Genomic DNA, 20,856 nt, shown 5'->3' on the forward strand with positions numbered 1-20,856 from the left:
TAAAAATTAGAAAAATAAAAAACTCAATAAAATACAGTAAAACTTACGATAAACAGCCTTTTATTGTGCTATTTGACTTTTTCAAGAAGAATTAGCATAAATTCTTTGACATTCCAGAGATTCTTCTTTAAATAGCGTCCTTGTTTTGGCTCAATTTTTTAATGCTCATTTTCAAAAACTTTACATTTTCAGTATCATATTTCAAAATTTTTTCTTTCAATTTGCCTTTGAAATATGCCAATACTTTTTCCCTTTTATCGCTTTTATCCCTGAACATGAAAATTAAACAGCTTACTTATTTAATACTTTCGGGCTTTGTCTTTGTGCAATGTGGGGGTTCGTCTTCTTCCAATACAGATGATGCTTCAACCGAAAACTTATTCACATTACTTAGCCCGGAACAAACTCATATCGACTTCCAGAATGTCATCGAAGAAGGACTCAATACGAATGTTTTGATGTATGAATACTTTTATAATGGTGGTGGTGTGGCAGTAGGCGACGTAAATGGCGATGGCTACGACGATTTGTACTTTACCAGTAATATGCAGGAAAATCGTTTGTACTTGAACAAAAAAAATATGCAGTTTGCCGACATTACAGCTCAGGCTGGCGTGGGCGGTCGTCCAGGCCCTTGGAAAACGGGTACAACAATGGTTGACATTAATGCCGACGGTAAATTAGATATTTATGTATGCCATTCTGGAAATTTAAGACCCGAAAAAAAGGTAAATGAGCTTTTTATTAATCAGGGAAATGATATTCAGGGAGTACCGATTTTTAAAGAAGAAGCCGCACTTTATGGACTCGATAGCCCTGCATCAAGTACAAATGCCTATTTCTTTGACGCTGATAAAGACGGTGACCTTGATGTATTTTTACTGAATCACAATATTAAATCGCTACCAGTTCTCAATTTGACTGATACAGAGGCTTCTTTGAAAATTGATGACCCTGTAAGTGGCTCACGCTTCTATATAAACGACAAAGGATATTTTAGAGATATTACCCGTGAAGCTGGCATCCAAAGTTCGGCTCTTTCGTATGGTTTAGGAGCTGGAATTGCCGACGTAAACCAAGACGGTTGGCCAGATATTTATGTAAGTAACGATTATGCCGTTCCCGACCGCCTTTATTTGAACAAACAAAACGGAAAATTTACCGAAGTAAGTTTAACACAGTTAGGACATACTTCTAATTTTTCAATGGGAAATGATGTAGCCGACATCAACAACGATTTGTTGCCTGATATTTTTACTTTAGATATGTTGCCCGAAGATAACCGCCGTCAGAAACTTTTGATGGCACCAGACAATTACTTCAAATTCGATTTGAGTGTACAATCTGGTTTTCATTATCAGTATATGCGAAATATGCTTCACCTCAATCAAGGCAATGGTACTTTTAGCGAAATCGGGCAATTAGCAGGTATTTCAAATACAGACTGGAGTTGGTCGGCTTTATTTGCGGACTATGATAACGACGGCTGGAAAGACCTTTACATCACCAACGGATACTTGCACGATTACACCAACCTCGACTTTTTGAAGTATATGGACGACTACATTAAACAAAGACAAGGAGGTTTTCAGCGAGAAGATGTATTGGAATTAGTGAAAAAAATGCCTTCTTCAAACGTTACAAATTATTTATTCCGCAACTCTGGTACTTTACAATTTACGAATCAAACCAAAAATTGGGGGCTTGCCCAAACCTCAAACAGTAGCGGAGCAGCTTATACCGACTTAGACAAAGACGGCGATTTGGATTTGGTGGTGAACAATATCAATTTGCCTGCTTTTATTTATCAAAACGAAAGTAATCAAAAACTTCAGCATCATTTTTTGAATGTACAACTGAGAGGTGAAAACCAAAATACCAAAGGAATCGGAGCAAAAGTAAGTATTTACAGTGCAGGCAAAACGCAGTACCAAGAACAAATGCCCACAAGAGGTTTTCAGTCGAATGTTGGTTTTGATTTGCACTTCGGACTCGGGAAACAAAATAAAATTGATTCATTGGTAATCGTTTGGAGTAGTGGAAAAAAAGAAGTCAGAAAAAATGTAGTAATCGACCAAACTTTACTCTTGGATGAACAAAAAGCGAGCCTCGCTCCTACCCAAGTAAAAATTCCTCAAACACTATTTACCGAAACGGCTTCGCCCATAAAACCCGAAGTAGCTTTAGCCACAACACAAAACGATTTCAAACGTCAGTCTTTACTGAACCATGCGATGTCCTTTGTAGGGCCAGTAATGCTCAAAGCCGATGTGAATAAAGATGGCTTAGAAGACCTATTTGTAGGAGGAAGCTTTGGCAATAGCAGTGAAGTATTTATTCAAAATAAGCAAAAAGCCTTCTCGAAACAGAAAATTGCCACAAAAATCAATGCCGATGTAAGTGCTGCCAATTTCTTTGATGCCAACGGCGACGGACATTTAGACTTGTATGTAGCTTACGGCGGATACCGACAATATGCACCCAACGACCCAGTTTTACAAGACCAATTATTCTTGAACGATGGCAAAGGTAATTTTACGCTCAACGCTGTTGCCTTGCCTGCTATGCCTATCAGTACTGGCTGTGTGAGTGTTGGCGACGTAAATCAGGACGGAAAACCAGATTTATTTGTGGGCGGTAGAGTAGTTCCCGGACGTTATCCCGAAAAACCTCGCAGTTATTTACTTATCAACAATGGCAAAGGAATTTTTAACGAACAAACACCAACAGAATTGCAATACGCAGGCATGGTAACTGATGCCGCTTTCGTTGACCTCAATCAAGATAAGCAAGCAGAATTAGTATTAGTTGGCGAATGGATGCCTATTTCAGTTTTTAATATTGCTAAAGGAAAAGCAGAAAACGTAAGCAAGCAGTACTTCGATAAAAATTATCAAGGTTGGTGGAATAAATTACTCATTGACGATTTCAATAAAGATGGTAAACCAGAATTGTTGGTCGGAAATCTTGGTTTGAATAGCCAATGCAAGGCATCAGCGGAAGAACCAGCGGAATTATATTACAAAGATTTCGACCAAAATGGTACAATCGACCCAATTCTTTGCCTTTACATTCAAGGGAAATCGTATCCATACCTTACCAGAGATGAACTTTTGGAGCAAATCACGGCAAAAAGGAAGAAATTTATTAATTACGAAAGTTATGCAGATGCTACGCTGAATGATATTTTTGATTCTTCTGAATTGGATGGAGCTGAAAAATTATTGGCAAATGATTTCAAAACAAGCTATTTCAGCATGGATGCTCAAGGAAAATTCATTGAAAAAAGCTTACCTTTAGAAGTACAATTTGCTCCGATTCACGCCATACAAGTAATGGATTTCAACAACGACGGCGTAAAAGACCTTATTTTAGCAGGCAATCAAAATATTACTCGTTTAAAAATGGGTAAATACGATGCTAACTATGGAGTAGTCTTACAAGGAAATGGGAAAGGCGAATTTACATACATACCACAAAAAAAATCAGGTTTACAATTAAAAGGCGATGTCCGCTCTGTGATACTGGTAAATCGTAATCTTATTTTTGGTATAAATCAATCAGTACTAAAAGTGTATCAGTTTTGAGAGAAATGAGGTATGAGATATGAAGTATGAATTATTAATTTTCAAAAAATATTATAGTGTTTTAAAGTACTTCATATCACATTTTATATTTCTCTGTGCAACTCATTATATTACTCTGTGTTTCTCTGTGTATTTTAAAAGATTCAGATAATTTCAATTATGAAAAAAATATTTTCCTTTTTGCTCCTTTTCTTAGGCATTAGCTTTGCCATTACAGCCCAAAATGCTGAAGAAAAAGCGGTTCAGTCGGTTATTGAACAATTATTTACGGGAATGCAAAAACATGATTCTACAATGATTCGTGCTACTTTTCATCCCACTGCCCGAATGCAATCTATCGGCATTAACCGTAAAACCAATGTTATGGCTCTGACAACCGAAGCAAACATCGACGGTTTTGTGAAGCAAATTGGTTCTTTAACTGCCAATGTACAAATTGAAGAAAGAGTATTAAGTTACGAAATCAGGGTTGATGGAAACATGGCTACCGCTTGGACTCCCTACGAATTGTTTGTAAACGGCAAAAGCCAACACTGCGGCGTGGACGCTTTTCAACTATACAAAACTGAAAACGGTTGGAAAATTATTGCTTTAGCAGACACTCGTCGGAAGTGTGAATAAGTATAAACCAAGATTTTTAGAGGTCAGCCCATAAAGCTGACCTTTTTTAATTATTTTGCATCAGAAATACAAAATAGACTCCATGAAAGTTACAGAATTATATATCCAAGAATACAATCAATTTAAAGACTTCCGTTTGGATTTAACTTATCCAGAAGGACATCCAAAAGCTGGACAAGCTTTGGAAAAAGTATGCTTTATTGGACAAAGTGGGACTGGAAAGACGAGTTTGATTGAGATTTTGAAAGAGACTCTATTAGTTATTGCTAACCAATCTTTTATTTCGTATTCTATCTTAGAAGATGTAACAATTCCAGCTACTACTAGTTTTGAAAATAGTAGAATTGATATAACTAATCATGAAACTCATATTAGTTTTGACAATAAACTTCAAGTGAAATTTTATGGATACGAAGAAGAAAATGAGGCTATTGATGGTGAAAAATCATTTTTCATGACATTTATAGGATTAGATTACAATATGGTTAATTTTCTAATAGATGAATTTAAAGTTTTATTTTATCCGTCTAATATTGAATTACTCAAAGCTGAAAAACTATCAAAAGATAAAAATAAAACATCTATAAATAAAAATTTATTAGATTTTAGTAAATATGATTTACAAAGTAGTTGGTCAACTATCAATGAAGCAATCATTAAAGACCGTGAATTAGAAATCAAAAAAAGTCTTGAGCTTTCTAAACTATTGCAAAATCCTAACATTTCACAAAAAGAAGTATTCAAAGCAAGAGATGAATTTTTGGCATGGCGTGAATTATCGCCTAATCCTATTATAGATTTGGCAAATAACTTTTTAAATAAAATTCTGAATCGTTTTAACCTAAAAGTAAAAACAGAATTGGATTTTGAGAAAACAGAAGATATTGAAACCATCAAAATTCAAACAAAACAAGGCAAAGACATTCCTTTTGAAGGACTAAGTACTGGTACAAAACAAGTGATTCTAACAGCTTTGCCATTGTACGGACTTAAACCTGAAAAATCTATCATTCTTTTCGACGAACCAGAGCGTTCTTTATACCCTGATATTCAAGCAGAAATTGTTAATTTTTATACAAGTATGGCAAAAGATTCACAATTTTTCTTTGCTACACATTCGCCTTTGGTAGCCTCGTCTTTTGAACCTTGGGAGATTGTTGAGTTGAAGTTCAATGACGAAGGCTATGTTTATCAAGAACTATATTATGACAAGAAAAAAGGAAGACACGTCGATAATTATACCATCAATCCGCAATACTTAACTTGGACAGGTATTTTACAAAAAGTATTTGACTTAGACCAAGAAGGGAATGATTTGAGAAACAAGCAGTTAGTTCGTATTGCTACTTTAGAAAGTCAGTTGAAACACAACCATCTGAGTTTGGAAGAAAAGAAAGTAAAATTTGAAGAATATAAAAAATTGGCTACACTTTTAAATTGGGAATTAAAGTAACATGAGAAAAATTGATAAATCTACAATTCTTTCTAAGGTTTATAAAGCATGGGAAGAAGCCTTAGAAAATAATCATCAAAATCATCCAAAGTATAATTCAAGTGCATTTGAGTTCTATAAAGATATTGTAATGAATCTTTACCATTGCCAAAATGGTCTCTGTGCTTATACTGAAAAAGCTATTTTACTCAATGGTTTTGAACAAGATAAATGGTCAGAGGAAGGGCGGTATATAAATTCAATACCTTTTCATTTTGGTGAATTAGAACATTTTGACGAAAGTCTAAAAGAGAATAAAGCATGGTTATGGGATAATTTATTGATGGTTGAAAGTAAAATCAACCGAAAGAAAAGTACGAAAACCGTAGATACTATTCTGAAACCAGACAGTCCAGAATATGACCCTTATAAATTATTAGCCTATAATCACGAAGAACATATTTTTTATCCAAATCCTACACTTGATGAAAATCAAATCAAACGGATAAAAGAGATGATTGATATTTTAGGCGTAAACTATGTGAAAGACTGGCGTAAACAATATATTTTAGAACGAACCAAAGCCATTGAGTTTGGCTTAGAGCCAGAACCAGTAAAAGAGTATGTCACAGCCTACGAAATGACGCTAAGAAATCTTAATCTTTAATAAAATTTCAAAAATATTTGGAATTTTATTTTTTCAGAATTTACTTTGCAATACAAAGTAATTTGAAAAACATGAATCAGCATCTACAAGACATCTCGGAAATTCGTTCAATGATGGAACGCTCAAGCCGATTTATTTCCTTTAGTGGTCTTGCAGGAGTATTTGCAGGCTCTTTTGCTTTGGTGGGTGCTTATTTGGCCTATCAAAGAATCCTTGCGGACTATCCTTCCAGTTATATTAATTTACAGGATAACATTCCTCTGCTAAAATATATTTTAATAGACGGAATCGTTGTCTTGCTACTTTCTCTTAGTTTTGCGAGCTATTTCAGCTTTAGAAGTGCTAAACGTAGAGGGCTAAGTGTCTGGACAAGTACTTCAAAAAGATTGCTAACCAGTATGGCTGTTCCTTTGGTGTCGGGTGGTTTGTTTAGTTTAATTTTATTGAAACATGCACCGCATTTAATAGATGCTACCACACTGATTTTCTACGGATTGGCTATCGTAAATGCTTCAAAATATACTTATGATGAACTTCGTTTTCTTGGCTATATCGAAATAGTTTTGGGCTTATTATGTGCTTTTTTAGACCAATGGAAGCTCGGTTTGTTATTTTGGGCAATTGGTTTTGGCGTTTTACATATTATTTATGGCATTGCGATGTACCGTAAATATGAATCTTGATTTGAAGATTTGGTAATTATTTTCTGAGTGAAATTATCAAATTGAATATTATGCAAACTATCATTTCAAACATAAATAAATCTTTTGAAAACCGTGTGAGGTTGGGCGTAATGTCTATCTTGATGGTAAACGATTGGGTGGATTTTAATGAATTCAAAGAGACACTCAACGTTACTGATGGGAATTTAGCCTCGCACATTACGGCATTGGAAAAAGAAAAATACATTCAAGTACGAAAGGCTTTTATTGGCAAAAAACCTAATACTTCATTTCAAGCAACACCCGAAGGGAAACAGGCTTTTCAAGAACACCTCAACGCCCTCGAAGCACTTATTAAAGGTACTTTATAAAGTCATTCAACGAATTTTGAGATTCGTTTTTTAAATCAATTTTAACTTTGAATTTCAAAGTAATTTGCAAGTAAAATCAAATAATATAATAATTATGGAAACAACTGAAAAAACATCGCTCATTGAACGCTTTAATAATTGGATTAAAAGCTCAGTTATGCTAAAGCTTATTACCATTTTTTTCCTCATTTTGCTACTGATGATTCCTTCATCAATGCTACAAAGTTTGGTATTTGAACGCCAAGCCACCAGAGATAATGCCGTAGAAGAAATTACTTCTAAATGGGGAGGTAACCAAACCATTGGTGGAGCGGTAATAACGATTCCATACACGGTTATTGAAGAGGATGACAATGGGAAAAAATCAACGGTGATTAAGTATGCCCACTTTTTGCCTGAGCAGCTTAACATTACTGGAAAACTAATTCCAGAAAAAAGATACAGAGGAATTTATGTAGTAATGCTTTACAACGCACAACTACACTTGCAAGGTTTATTCAAAAAGCCTGATGTTACGCTGTTGAAAATTCCCAAAGAAAGATTTTTGTTTTCAGAAGCTTTTATCTCATTTGGCATTTCAGATATGAAGGGGATTAAAGAAGCCATTCAACTGAAAATCAACGGAGTAAATACTGAAATGAATTCTGGAATTGAATCGAACGATTTATTTATTTCGGGTGTCAGTTGTCCAATCAATTTAGCGGCTGAAACTATCAATTTTGATGCTTTAATCAACCTAAACGGTAGCAAAGAAATTGATTTTTTACCTTTCGGCAAAACGACTAAAGTATCGCTCGAATCAGCTTGGGGAACACCAAGTTTTGTTGGAGCGTCCTTGCCAGACGAGCGAGAGGTAACTGAAAAAGGTTTTAAAGCTATTTGGAATGAATTGCACCTTAATAGAAATTATCCACACCAAGGTGTAGGTGATTTCATTGGTTTGAAACGGAATGTTGTAAAAAATCTTCCAAACGACCGCTCAGACCTGACCTATACTGATGGTGAAGTTGTAAGAAGTGTTGCCGAAGAGCAAAGTTCATTTGGAGTAAAACTGCTTTTGCCTGTTGATGAATACCAAAAAACAATGCGTTCGACTAAGTATAATTTGATGTTTATCGTCATCACTTTTATTGCTTTTTTCTTTGTTGAAATCCTTAATCGAAAACGCCTCCATCCTATTCAATACCTTTTGGTTGGCTTTGCTATTTGTCTTTTTTATGTGCTTTTGTTGGCTATTTCAGAGCATCTTTCATTCAATTTCGCCTATCTTATCGGATGTGTTTCTATTCTCACCTTAGTTACTTTCTACACCATTGGCATCTTTAAAAATACTCGTACTACACTGATATTCAACGGAATTCTCACCTTACTTTATGGTTTCTTCTACTCTATATTACAACTGGAAGATTATTCTTTATTGCTCGGAAGTATCGGTTTATTGATCATCTTGGCGGTTGTCATGTACCTAACACGCAATATCGACTGGTATCGTGCTTATAATGGTAAAGAAGAATAATTTAAACATTAAGAGTTAGTAAAAATGTAGCTTTTGGATTTGTGATTTCGGATTTAAAAAATTTACGAAATCCAAAATCATAAATCCCAAAAAGCCTTTAACTCTTCATTCAACAGCCTGTTTATAATCCCCCAAAAACATGAAAGCATATTTATTTTCAAACAATCGTAACAAAGTACTTTTTACTTGTGGCATGATGTCGGCTTTGGCTTTTGCTCTGTTTCTTTTTGAAGCTGTTTTTTTGCATAATTTATCTTCATTTGGGTTGAACTGGAATTTATTTCTGGCTTGGATTCCTGTTTTCATTGTTCTGTACATGAATACACAAAACATATTTCTTTCAAAAAAGAAAACCCTGATTTATAGTTTATTATGGCTTTTGTTTTTCCCGAATGCACCCTATATCATTACAGATTTAGTACACCTTTCTCCCTACAAGGGCAATTCTTATTGGCATCATCAAATCATGATTTATACTTATGCCTTCGTAAGTTTGATTTGTGGTTTACTTTCTTTGTATTGGATTCAGAAAATCTGGACTCGTACTTTCAATCCCCGTTGGAGTATATTTTTTACGCTCAGTTCTATTCTATTATCGGGTTATGGCGTATTTTTGGGCAGAATTGAACGATTTAATTCTTGGGATTTTTTTACTCATCCTATGGCTTTACTAAAATATGTTTTACATTCGTTTAGTAATTCCACTGCAATTTTAATGACGGTTGAATTTTCTGTTTTTATTGGCATTGCATACACGATACTTTACAGTCTGATTCATTTAAACGACTAATCTTTTTAAATAAAATATGATTGATTTTCAGAAATTTATCAAAAGTACCACTTTCGCCATTAAAGGAATTGGCTCGATGATAAAGTCTGAAAACAACGCAAGGATTCACCTGCTGGCAAGTGTTTTGGTCATTTCAGCAGGTTTTTATTTTCAACTTAATCTTCAAGAATGGCTTTGGATTTCGCTTGCTATCACTTTAGTTTGGATTTTAGAAGCCCTCAACACTGCCATTGAAGCCATTATTGATTTAGTTTCGCCCGAATTTCACCCATTAGCGGGTAAAGCGAAAGACATAGCCGCAGGAGCAGTTTTAATCGCTTCTATTTTTGCCCTAATCGTCGGTACAATTATCTTTTTGCCAAAAGTATTACTCTTATGAAGCTTCTTTCTGAAAGTTTTGGGGCTTTCAGATATTCATTGAATAAATATTCCTATTTTTGCCTTTTAGCAAGAGCCATTCGAGACGAAAACCGAAATCGTCGTATTACATAACATGAAAGAATACGGAACCAACGTCCAGAAATTAGTGAACCACATTCTTACGGTTCAAGACAGGGAAAAAAGAACAAAATATGCGTATTTGTTGGTAGAACTGATGCGTCAGGTTCACCCAAATATGCGTGATTCGCAAGATTATACCAACAAGCTTTGGGATGATTTGTACATCATGTCTAAATTCAAATTGGATGTTGATAGTCCATTCCCTCCGCCATCGCCCGATGCTGTCGGAAAACTACCCAAACCAGTTCCTTACAATACTCATCAATTGCGTTACCGTTATTACGGACGCAATGTAGAATTGTTGATTGCAAGAGCTATCGCAGAAACTGACGATAATGAAAAGCGTATTTTGGTAGCTCATATCGCTCGTTTGATGAAAACTTTTTATCAAAACTGGAATCGTGAGGTTGTGGACGATGAAGTAATTTGGGGGCATATCTTAGAAATCTCAAACAATAGCCTTTCGTCGGTTGTTCAAGCTATCTCTGGTAATTCTTCTTTGGGTAATTTACGTAATGCCAACAATCGCCCAACTACGCCAAATATGAACAGCAACGGAGGCAACGGCAGAAACGATAGTCGTAATAATAACGGCGGTCGCCAAAACTTCGGCAGTAGAAATGACGGCAGTCGTGGTGGCAACGATAACCGCAACAACAACGGAAGAAACGATAATCGTAATAACAATAACGGCAGAAACGATAATCGCAACAATAATAACAATAACCGAAATAGAAGATAGTTTTTGATTTAGATAAATCCAAAATACTTATCTCAAACTATAAATAGACAATTTAAGGTTTAAACATGGCATCATTCAAAGTAACAGGTAGTCGCCAAATGAAAGGCGAAATCATCCCACAAGGAGCAAAAAACGAAGCTTTACAAATTCTATGTGCGGTTGTCTTGACCAAAGACCCCGTAACGATTCATAACATTCCTAACATCAGAGACGTAAATCAATTGATTGATTTATTGGGTGATATGGGCGTTCGTTGTACAAGAATTGCGGAATCTTCTGTAAAATTTGATGCCTCAGAAGTAAATTTAGATTACTTAAATTCTGAAACTTACAAGAAAAAAGCCGCTGCTCTTCGTGGTTCGGTAATGTTACTTGGGCCTACTTTGGCACGCTTCAAAAAAGGAAGAATTCCTTCACCGGGCGGCGATAAAATTGGTCGCCGTAGATTAGATACACACTTCTACGGTTTTATGAAATTGGGTGCAAAATTCAATTATAGCCAAGAAGACGGAGGAATTTACGAAGTAGATGCTTCACAACTAAAAGGTACTTATATGCTTTTAGACGAAGCTTCTGTAACAGGTACAGCCAATATCGTAATGGCGGCAGTGTTGGCAGAAGGCACTACTACCATTTATAATGCAGCTTGCGAACCCTACCTACAACAGCTTTGTAAAATGTTGAACAGAATGGGAGCGAAAATTTCGGGTGTTGGTTCAAACTTATTGACGATTGAAGGTGTAGAATCTTTGACGGGTACAGAACACACAATGCTTCCAGATATGATTGAAATTGGTTCATTTATCGGAATGGCAGCCATGACTCAGTCGGAAATCACTATTAAAAACTGTTCAGTACCTGATTTAGGAATTATTCCTTTAGTGTTCCAAAAATTAGGGATTAAATTAGAAATCAGAGGCGACGATATTTATGTGCCTTCACAAGAACATTACGAATTAGATACTTTTATTGATGGGTCGATGCTAACGGTTTCAGACCATCCTTGGCCGGGTTTCACGCCAGATTTACTAAGTATCGTTTTGGTGACGGCAATTCAGGCAAAAGGAACGGTATTGATTCATCAAAAAATGTTTGAAAGCCGTTTGTTCTTTGTAGATAAATTAATTGAAATGGGTGCTCAGATTATCCTTTGCGACCCACACCGTGCAACAGTAGTTGGTTTGAATCGCCAGCAACAATTAAGAGGTATCAGAATGACTTCACCAGATATTCGTGCAGGGGTTTCACTTTTGATTGCCGCAATGTCTGCAAAAGGTACTTCAATCATTGAAAACATCGAGCAAATTGATAGAGGTTATCAAAACATTGATACTCGTTTGAATGCTATCGGTGCTGAGATTGTAAGACTTTAGCGTGAGGAGTTTTGAGTGCGGAGTGCTGAATTGAGAATTATGAATATAAAAAATCTCATAGCTCATCGCTTTAAGCTTATAGCTTTTTAAAACATTTTCGGTTCAGTAAAGTTGATTGTATTAAGCATACGTAAAATATGGAGTGACAAAATTGAAATTAATATATTGATATTCAATTATTTAAATTCATAATTCACCACTCGTAATTCATAATTCTTACTACATGATACCAAATGTATTTAATTTCGACTTTACTGAACCGATTGTTTTTTTCTGGCTTACCGTTTCGATTTTTGCCATTGTTGTCTTTCGCTACTTTTTGTTAGCAAGTATTTTTCACCTGTATTTTTATGTGTGGAAATCAAAAGAATGGGAAAAACGAAAACTGAATAAAAAACAATATCCCCCAAAACAATTCAGAGAAGAAATGTTTTGGTCGATGCTGACAGCTTTGATTTTTTCAGTGATTGGCTCTTTGGCAGCGATACTTTGGCAAAAAGGTTTCACTCGCATTTATCTTGATGTCAACGAATTTCCGATTTGGTGGATTCCTGTCAGTATTATTGTTTCAATGTTTATTCACGAAACGTATTATTATTGGCTTCATCGTTGGATGCACCAACCCAAGATTTACAAAATTGTACACCATGTTCACCACGAAAGTAAAATTACTTCTGCTTGGACAGCCTTTTCTTTTCATCCTATCGAAGGAGTATTAGAAGCTCTGATTATGCCCGCTATCGTTATGGTACTTCCCATGCACATTTATGCAATTGTGATTCACCTAACCATTATGACCATCACAGCGGCAATCAATCATTTAGATATAGAAATTTATCCGAAAAATTTTTTCGGAAATCTTGTTGGGAAATACATGATCGGAGCTACTCATCATAGCCATCATCACAAGTATTATCGCTACAATTACGGACTTTACTTCACTTTTTGGGATAAATTAGGCAAAACCGAAAGCCCAAATTTTGTAAAAGAGTTTGAGGAGAGAAAAGAGATATAAACAAAAAGAGTAAAGGTTTAAATTTGAAAGAATAATCTATTCAAATTTAAACCTTTACTCTTTTTATACTTTTATTCTATACTTTTATCTTGAATCTTGTTTCTTGTATCTTTCTACTCCTCTCAAAATCTATCTCAAATCATTCACTTCAACACCCGGATATTTACTTTTGTCGAATACAAAGAATTTATCATCTACTGGCACGTTGGCTACAAATTTACTTACTTTAAAAGTCTGACGTTTTCCGTTTTTATCAGTGATTGTCCAGCTTTTTACAGATTTATCAGCTTTTCCCAATTTGATTTTAATTTTTGAAACCTGAGTACCCTTTTTTTCTGGCGAAAGTTCAATTACTTCACAAACTTCGTTACCTTCTTTTACTTCTTGAACGAAAGTATAGCGGAAACCTTTTTTATCAAAACTATAAATTTTAGAAGGATTCAAATCGCTTTCAGAAGCTTCATAATCTGAAATATTTACTTCATTCGTTTCTTTGATATAAGTAGAAATTTCTTTGCCGTTATTAAATATTTCTTGTCCTCCAGTTTTCAAACGATACTTCTGTCCTTTTACCGTAATGCTTCCTTGAATTGCTTGACTTGAACCATCAGCACCATACGAAAACGATGCACTAAAAGCTTTCATACCTTTGTATTTTTTCTGCATGGCATCAATAATTGCTCCCGCTTTTGCGTCTTGAGCTTTCGCACTTACAACACTTACCACTAAAGCGATGGCAAGCAACAAAATGTTTTTGTTCATCATTATATAATCTATTTAATTAGTATGTCGTTTTGAAAAGGATTAAAGATTATTTTCAACAACCATTACAAAACACAAAGTTGCTCAAAAAGTTCGTGATTTCCATAAAACCAACTTTGAAATGGCAAATTAGCTTCTTAATTCTTGAATCATTCCTATTTTCAAGTCGAGGATGTGTCTTTCATGCAAAATTTCAATTTAGAAACTTTATCTTTGCAAACGAGCAAATCTAAGTCAAAATCTCACAAACAACTATGCAGTTTTCATTCAAAAAGTTCCTTCCGCATTTATTCGCAGTACTTGCGTTTGTAGTGCTTGCAGGAATTTATGCAGCCCCTGCCCTTCAAGGAAAAAAATTACAACAACACGACATCACGATGTCGTTGGCTTCCTCTCATGAATCTACCGAATTTACAAAAGCGACAGGTACTGTACCGTGGTGGACAAACTCAATGTTTGGAGGAATGCCAGCCTACATGATTCACGGTGCTTATCCTAATAGTATTGGTTCTACAATCGGTGGAAATATCATGGGAGTTTTACCTACTCCAATTAACATGATTTTCTTAATGATGTTGGGAATGTACATTTTGTTAATAACCTTTGGAGCAAATACTTGGCAAGCCATTTTAGGGGCCATCGCATACGCATTTTGTTCTTGGAACATGGTTATTATTCCTGCGGGACACACTTCTAAAGTATTAGCTTTGGCTTATGCTCCAATGGTGGCAGCAGGTGCAGCTTTATGTTTTAGAGGAAAATATATGCTCGGAACTGCTCTAACGGCTTTGTTCATGAGTCTTGAAATATATGCCAATCACATCCAAATAACATATTATTTCGGCTTATTCTTAGGAGGTTATATAGTAATAAAAACCATAGAAAAGATAAAAGCAGGCGAATTTAAACCTTTAGTTTTTGCACTCATGGCTTTTGGTGGTGGTGCATTAATTGGTTTAGGAAACCATACTATGCGTTTGTGGAATAACGCTGTTTATTCTGCCGAAACCATCAGGGGAAAATCTGAATTGACTACTAATACTCAGTCGAAAGGTGGCTTAGACCGTGACTATGCCTACAATTGGAGTTACGGAATTGGAGAATCTGGAACACTTTTGATTCCTAATTTTTATGGTGGCTCTTCTGGTGGAACTTTAGGTGGAAAGAAATCTGCAACATTAAAAGTAATGGTTGAGGCAGGTATTCCAGAAGAAAGTGCTTTAGGGTTTGTAGAACATGGCCCTGCTTATTGGGGTGACCAACCAAGCACAGGTGGTCCAGCGTATGCGGGTGCAATTATCATTTTCTTATTTGTTTTAGGTGCATTTTTAGTAAAGGGAGGAATAAAATGGTGGCTTGTAGCTTCTGCAATAATTTTCACAATGCTGTCTTGGGGTAAAAATTTTCCTGCACTGAACTACCTGATGTTTGATTATTTCCCGATGTTCAATAAATTCCGTGCCGTTACCATGATTTTATCGCTTACTCAGTTGGCAATGGTAATACTTGGCATATTAGCACTGAAACAAATTGCGGATAATAAATTAAAGTTTGAAGAACTTAAAAAACCTTTAACATACAGTTTAGCGTTAACCGCTGGTTTATGCCTTATTTTTGCACTTGTACCAAGTTTGTTTTTCAGCTTTAAATCGGCTAACGACGCTGCAATGCAAATCACTGGCGACAAAGGTGTGGATGCTCAAATTCTTAGGGCTATCGTACAAGACCGTGAGTCGTTGATGCGTTCGGATGCTTTCCGTTCGTTGGTATTTATTTTATTAGCGACTGGTCTTTTGTGGGCTTGGGTTTCTGGGAAAATCAAAGAAGCGGTTTTTTATCCAATCATTACTTTGTTGATTGTAGTTGATTTATTTGGTGTGGATAAAAGATATTTTAACAACGACAATTTTGTATCGAGTTCAGAATACGAGGAAACCTTTACTCCTACGCCTGCCGACCAAGAGATTTTGAAAGATAAAAGTATTTATAGAGTATTCGACGCCGCAGCACAAGGAGGCTTTAGCAGCGATGCCAAAGCGTCTTACTATCATCAGTCTATTGGTGGTTATCATGGAGCTAAACTTCGTCGTTATTCAGAAATCATTGAAAACCAAATTGCTAAAAACAATATTCAAGTACTGAATATGTTGAATACGAAGTATTTCATTATGCCAAATCAACAAGGCGGACAACCTATTGCACAGCAAAATCCAGATGCTTGTGGTAATGCTTGGTTTGTGAAATCATTCCAAATCGTTGAAAATGCAGATGCTGAAATGAAAGCTTTGGATAAGTTTAATCCTAAAGATGTAGCATTTATAGACAAGCGTTTCGCCGACCAAGTAGCAAATTTGAAAATTCAACCAGATAGTCTTTCAAATAAAATAGTATTGACTTCTTATAAACCAAACGACTTGGTGTACCAGTCTGAGGCTAAAACTGAACAATTAGCGATTTTCTCAGAGATTTTCTATCGTGGAAATCAAGATTGGAAAGCTTATATCGACGGGCAATATAAACCTCATTTAAGAGCCAATTATATTTTGAGAGCGATGGTAATTCCTGCAGGAAAACACACAATTGAGTTCAAATTTGAACCTGAGTCTGTTGTGAAAGGAACAAAAGTAGATTTGATTATGTCTATTGTATTAGTAGGCTTTTTGGGTTTAGCTATCTTTTTTGAAGTAAAGAAAAAATAGATTTTGGATTTCTGGTATCGGAATTCAGTTTTCTGATTTTATATACTAATCAACAATTACGTTTTGAATTTAGAACAATTAACCTCAGAAGTAGCAAATTTAGCCCGTCAGACGGGAGAGTTTGTTAGAAAAGTAACCTCAGAATTCAGTAAAGAGAGTATTGAATATAAAGGATTGAATGATTTGGTTTCTTATGTAGATAAGCAAACTGAAGAAAAATTAGTAGCAGGACTTGCAGCCATTCTTCCAGAAGCTGGTTTTATCGCAGAAGAAGGAACAGCAGAACAAGCCGAAAACCACGAACTGGCTTGGATTATCGACCCTGTGGACGGAACAACCAATTATATTCATGGAGTACCCGTTTTTGCTATTTCGATTGCCCTTATCAAAGAAAGTAAAATTGTTTTGGGCGTTGTATATGAAATTAATCGTGACGAATGCTTCTCGGCTTGGCTTGGTGGTGGTGCGTACCTCAACGGAAATGCCATTAAAGTTTCTTCTGCAAAAACACTTGGAGAAAGTTTAATTGCCACAGGTTTTCCTTATTATGATTTTGAATTGATGGAAAACTACATCAATATTCTAAAAGAATTAATGCAAAAGTCACACGGATTGCGTCGTTTTGGTGCAGCAGCCGTAGATTTAGTTTACACAGCTTGTGGTCGTTTCGATGGTTTCTTTGAGTACAACCTCAAACCTTGGGATGTAGCGGCTGGTACTTTAATCGTACAAGAAGCTGGTGGCTTTGTTTCTGATTTTAGAAAAGGAGATGATTTCGTATTCGGTCGTGAACTTATTGCAGGCTGTGGAATGTTTCCAGAATTACAGGAGGTAATTATCCGAAACTGGAATCAAGGAAAAGCTCTTTAAGGATTTCTTAACTATTGAATATCATGGAAAATGTCATTATTGCTTGTATTTTTTTAGGAGCAGTCATTTACTTAGGTAATATTGTTCGTAAAAATTTTAGCCTCAAAAATAAAGCGGGTTGTTCAAAAGGATGTGGCTCTTGTGGTGCAATAGATTTTGATAAAATCTCAGCCCAAATAGATGCTCAGAACCACGCTTAATAATTGAATTTCCATAAAAAAGCCTTCGATTTAGTAAATCGAAGGCTTTTTTTATGGATGAAAGAATGGCTACTTTTTATTCTCAACCTGAGTAACTTTTACTTGATTGCTTGAATTCAACAAGATATAATCTGTAAGAATACGCTCGCATTCTTTTAGATAAACATCTTTACTTCTTCTTTCTTTTAAAATTTTCAATTTTGCTTGAGCAATACTTGTAGAATCCGTAGCAACTTTTTCTGGTTCTTTCGTTTCGTTTGCTAAATCATCGCCAAGTTCTGCGATATTCTTTTTCTTTTGCTCATCTATTTCTTTACGTCTTTTGTCTTCTTGCAAAGAAATCGTCTTTTTCTCTTTAGACTTCTTGATAAAATTAATGTCAGCAACTAATTTTTTCAGTTCTGCATCAGATTTCAAACGGTCTTGATACAAAGCACGTAATTTCGTCAATTCATTATCCTTAATGTCTGAAGTAGGAGAATATTTAGTTGAAGCAATCATATCCCAAGGCAAAGCACTTGGTTGAGAGCTTTCGCCAAATTCAGAAGCACTGAACGATGATGGCAATTCAATATCTGGCGTTACACCTTTGTGCTGAGTACTACTTCCTGTAATACGATAGAATTTCTCCATCGTGATTTTCAATTGTCCTACTCCTTCGGGTTCGCCTTTCAAGAAACGGTCTAAGTCAACTAAACTTTGAACAGTACCTTTTCCATAAGTTTGTTCACCGATGATTAAGCCACGTTTGTAATCTTGAATAGCACCTGCAAAAATTTCAGAAGCAGAAGCAGAAAAACGGTTTACCAATACTGAAACTGGGCCATCATAAGTAACAGATGGGTCTCTGTCATTTTCAACACTAATTTCTCCATCAGACTGGCGACGTTGTACCACTGGCCCCTGTGAAATAAACAAACCTGTTAAACTAACAGCTTCTGTCAAAGAACCTCCACCATTATTTCTAAGGTCAACAATTACGCCATCTACTTTTTCGGCTTTCAATTCATTTAAGAATTTCTTCACGTCTGCAGTAGTACTTTTATAACCTTGCTCGCCATTTCTTGCTCCTTCAAAATCACGATAGAAAAGAGGAATCGTAATTAAACCTAATTTGTATTCTTTTCCGTCTTTATTGAAATTGAGTACTTCTTTTTTAGCTGTACCTTCTTCCAACTTGATTTTTTCACGAACCAAACGTACTTCTTTCGGAACTGAACCCACAGGAGCATTTGAAGGTAAAATTTTCAAACGAACTACAGTATTTTTAGGACCTTTTATCAATTTTACGGCATCATCAGTAAACCAACCAACGATGTCTTGGTAAGGCTTATCGTCGCCTTGTGCCACAGCAACAATTCTATCTTTCGGATTCAATTGTTTACTTCTGAAAGCAGGTCCACCTACAATACAATCCACAATCATCACATAGTCACCTTCATTTCTTAAAGTAGCACCAATCCCTTCAAAAGATTGTGCCATTTCTTGATTGAAAGTAGAAGCAGTTTTAGGAATGAAGTAAGTTGTATGAGGGTCAACACTTTCAGTGAATGAATTCATAAATTGCTGAAATACATCCTCACTTTTAGTCTTATCGAAATATTTCTCGGTACGTTTATAGCGTTCTCTCAAATCTTTGATAGCCGAAGTATCAGCTTTACCACTAATTTTCCAGTCGAGCAAAGTACTTTTTACAGCTTTTCTCCAGATGTTATCCAATTCATCTTTCGACTTCGCCCAAGAAGCATTTTCACGGTCAGGAGTATAAGTTTCATCTGCTTTGAAATCAACAGGCTTTGATAACATCGAAGCCACAAAAGCAAAACGTTCTTTTGCACGATTTCTGAAAACATTATAAATCTGATATGCGGCCGTTAGTTCACCATTTTTCAATTGGTCATCCAATTCAAAACGGTATTTTTCAAAATTCTCTATATCAGTACTTGTGAAATTCATTTTATTGAAATCCAACTCTTTGATATAATTATCAAAAATTTTAGATGAGAGAGAATCATTCAAAGGCACACGACGATAATGATAGTTACTTAGGATTTCAGTAACTAAGTTTTCGACTTTCTTTTGCGTAGCAGTTGGTTGAAGGTCATCTGCTGCAAATTTATAATCAGCACTCGCAGTGCCGCTATGCGAGAAAGATTGCAAACCAAAAAACGCAAGTAGCGAAATTGGCACAAGAGCAAGAATGTATTTCATCATCTTATTTTTCATTATACTATTGTTCTATACCCAACAATTCTACTTCAAAAACTAAAGTAGAGTATGGTTTGATAGCACCACCGCTACCACGTGTTCCGTAAGCTAATTCATAAGGAATAAACAATTTCCATTTAGAACCCACTGGCATAAGTTGAAGTGCCTCAACCCAACCCGGAATTACACCTGTGACTGGAAACGAAATTGGTTCACCACGCTGTACTGAACTATCAAACACAGTTCCATCAATCAATGTTCCGTGATAGTGCGTTTTTACTTTATCACTTGCTTTTGGAATTGGTCCATCACCTTTTTTAATAATACTATATTGTAATCCACTTGGAAGAGTAATCACTCCTTCTTTTTTCTTATTCTCTGCTAAAAACTTCTCACCAGCTATTCTGTTTGGTTCAAACTGTTTCGACTGCTCTTTTTGTAAATATTTTTGAAGTACTTGGTTGGCTTGAATATCACTAATCAATGTACTTGTTCCGTTCAAAACTTCACTACAAGCTTTTTGTAATAAATCTACATTTATATCAATGTTCTGCATTTTAAAGTTCTGAGCCACCAAAATTCCTAAACTATAACTGGCAGAGTCTTTCAAAGAAGTAAGTGCTACGGCTGGCTTATTTACAGCAACAGCAGCAGGTTTTACAGCACTTTTAGTTGGGCTTGAAACTTTCTTGACAGTAGCTGAGGGCTTAGTTTGTGCATCTGCTAAAAAGGGAACTAAAACAATACTTGTGGAAAGGATGATATTCTTTAATTTCATTGTATATATAGAACGAATCAAAATTGAAAATTTAAAATATCTTCACAACGATTCGTTCTTTA

The 20,856-nt window shown here is 35.6% G+C and carries 18 protein-coding genes; 15 read left to right on the plus strand and 3 right to left on the minus strand.

The window, feature by feature from the left end; genetic code table 11:
* The first annotated feature begins 275 nt into the window (after window positions 1-275).
* The 12 genes from VB248_RS16900 to VB248_RS16955 all read left to right on the plus strand — a co-directional run bounded on the left by VB248_RS16900 (window position 276) and on the right by VB248_RS16955 (window position 13,277).
* Window positions 276-3,587, plus strand: a complete 3,312-nt coding sequence (locus VB248_RS16900; RefSeq protein ID WP_323297988.1) for a VCBS repeat-containing protein — start codon at window positions 276-278, stop codon at window positions 3,585-3,587.
* A gap of 159 nt (window positions 3,588-3,746) precedes the next feature.
* Window positions 3,747-4,208 (plus strand): nuclear transport factor 2 family protein, encoded by a 462-nt coding sequence (locus VB248_RS16905; protein WP_323297989.1) that lies wholly within the window; start codon window positions 3,747-3,749, stop codon window positions 4,206-4,208.
* 82 nt (window positions 4,209-4,290) lie between these two features.
* Window positions 4,291-5,661 (plus strand): ATP-binding protein, encoded by a 1,371-nt coding sequence (locus tag VB248_RS16910; protein ID WP_323297990.1) that lies wholly within the window; start codon window positions 4,291-4,293, stop codon window positions 5,659-5,661.
* 1 nt (window position 5,662) lies between these two features.
* Window positions 5,663-6,307: a hypothetical protein gene (locus VB248_RS16915; RefSeq protein WP_323297991.1), complete on the plus strand. Its 645-nt coding sequence runs from the start codon at window positions 5,663-5,665 to the stop codon at window positions 6,305-6,307.
* A 71-nt stretch (window positions 6,308-6,378) separates the two neighbouring features.
* Entirely contained in the window at window positions 6,379-6,990 is a 612-nt protein-coding gene (locus tag VB248_RS16920) for a hypothetical protein (RefSeq protein ID WP_323297992.1), read from the plus strand.
* 50 nt (window positions 6,991-7,040) lie between these two features.
* On the plus strand, window positions 7,041-7,340 hold the full coding sequence (locus VB248_RS16925) for a winged helix-turn-helix domain-containing protein (RefSeq protein ID WP_323297993.1): 300 nt from the start codon (window positions 7,041-7,043) through the stop codon (window positions 7,338-7,340).
* Between the two features lie 94 nt (window positions 7,341-7,434).
* The gene (gene creD, locus VB248_RS16930; protein WP_323297994.1) at window positions 7,435-8,856 is read left to right on the plus strand and encodes a cell envelope integrity protein CreD; all 1,422 of its coding nucleotides are present in this window, start codon (window positions 7,435-7,437) and stop codon (window positions 8,854-8,856) included.
* Window positions 8,857-8,995: 139 nt separating this feature from the next.
* A complete protein-coding gene (locus tag VB248_RS16935; RefSeq protein WP_323297995.1) occupies window positions 8,996-9,646 on the plus strand; it encodes a DUF1361 domain-containing protein in 651 nt (216 codons plus the stop codon).
* A 16-nt stretch (window positions 9,647-9,662) separates the two neighbouring features.
* Window positions 9,663-10,025 (plus strand): diacylglycerol kinase family protein, encoded by a 363-nt coding sequence (locus VB248_RS16940; protein WP_323297996.1) that lies wholly within the window; start codon window positions 9,663-9,665, stop codon window positions 10,023-10,025.
* 114 nt (window positions 10,026-10,139) lie between these two features.
* Complete coding sequence (locus VB248_RS16945) at window positions 10,140-10,889, plus strand: DUF4290 domain-containing protein (protein ID WP_323297997.1); 750 nt, start codon at window positions 10,140-10,142, stop codon at window positions 10,887-10,889.
* 65 nt (window positions 10,890-10,954) lie between these two features.
* Entirely contained in the window at window positions 10,955-12,262 is a 1,308-nt protein-coding gene (murA, locus tag VB248_RS16950; protein WP_323297998.1) for a UDP-N-acetylglucosamine 1-carboxyvinyltransferase, read from the plus strand.
* 223 nt (window positions 12,263-12,485) lie between these two features.
* Entirely contained in the window at window positions 12,486-13,277 is a 792-nt protein-coding gene (locus VB248_RS16955) for a sterol desaturase family protein (protein WP_323297999.1), read from the plus strand.
* A gap of 129 nt (window positions 13,278-13,406) precedes the next feature.
* On the opposite strand, the gene VB248_RS16960 is transcribed toward VB248_RS16955, so the two are convergent.
* On the minus strand, window positions 13,407-14,042 hold the full coding sequence (locus VB248_RS16960) for a LolA family protein (protein ID WP_323298000.1): 636 nt from the start codon (window positions 14,040-14,042) through the stop codon (window positions 13,407-13,409).
* A 251-nt stretch (window positions 14,043-14,293) separates the two neighbouring features.
* Between VB248_RS16960 and VB248_RS16965 the strand changes: the two genes are divergently transcribed.
* From VB248_RS16965 to VB248_RS16975, 3 genes are all read left to right on the plus strand, one after another.
* Window positions 14,294-16,738, plus strand: a complete 2,445-nt coding sequence (locus tag VB248_RS16965) for a hypothetical protein (protein ID WP_323298001.1) — start codon at window positions 14,294-14,296, stop codon at window positions 16,736-16,738.
* A 63-nt stretch (window positions 16,739-16,801) separates the two neighbouring features.
* Window positions 16,802-17,608, plus strand: a complete 807-nt coding sequence (locus tag VB248_RS16970) for an inositol monophosphatase family protein (protein ID WP_323298002.1) — start codon at window positions 16,802-16,804, stop codon at window positions 17,606-17,608.
* A gap of 23 nt (window positions 17,609-17,631) precedes the next feature.
* Window positions 17,632-17,808, plus strand: coding sequence for a FeoB-associated Cys-rich membrane protein (locus VB248_RS16975; protein WP_323298003.1), 177 nt, complete (start codon window positions 17,632-17,634; stop codon window positions 17,806-17,808).
* A gap of 69 nt (window positions 17,809-17,877) precedes the next feature.
* Here VB248_RS16975 and VB248_RS16980 read toward each other — a convergent pair whose 3' ends face one another.
* Together VB248_RS16980 and VB248_RS16985 are read right to left on the minus strand one after the other, a co-directional pair.
* Complete coding sequence (locus VB248_RS16980; protein ID WP_323298004.1) at window positions 17,878-20,034, minus strand: carboxy terminal-processing peptidase; 2,157 nt, start codon at window positions 20,032-20,034, stop codon at window positions 17,878-17,880.
* 4 nt (window positions 20,035-20,038) lie between these two features.
* On the minus strand, window positions 20,039-20,794 hold the full coding sequence (locus VB248_RS16985) for an FKBP-type peptidyl-prolyl cis-trans isomerase (protein WP_323298005.1): 756 nt from the start codon (window positions 20,792-20,794) through the stop codon (window positions 20,039-20,041).
* Window positions 20,795-20,856: the final 62 nt, after the last annotated feature.

Origin of the sequence: Arcicella rigui (assembly GCF_034929435.1) — a bacterium.
Lineage (GTDB): Bacteria > Bacteroidota > Bacteroidia > Cytophagales > Spirosomataceae > Arcicella > Arcicella rigui.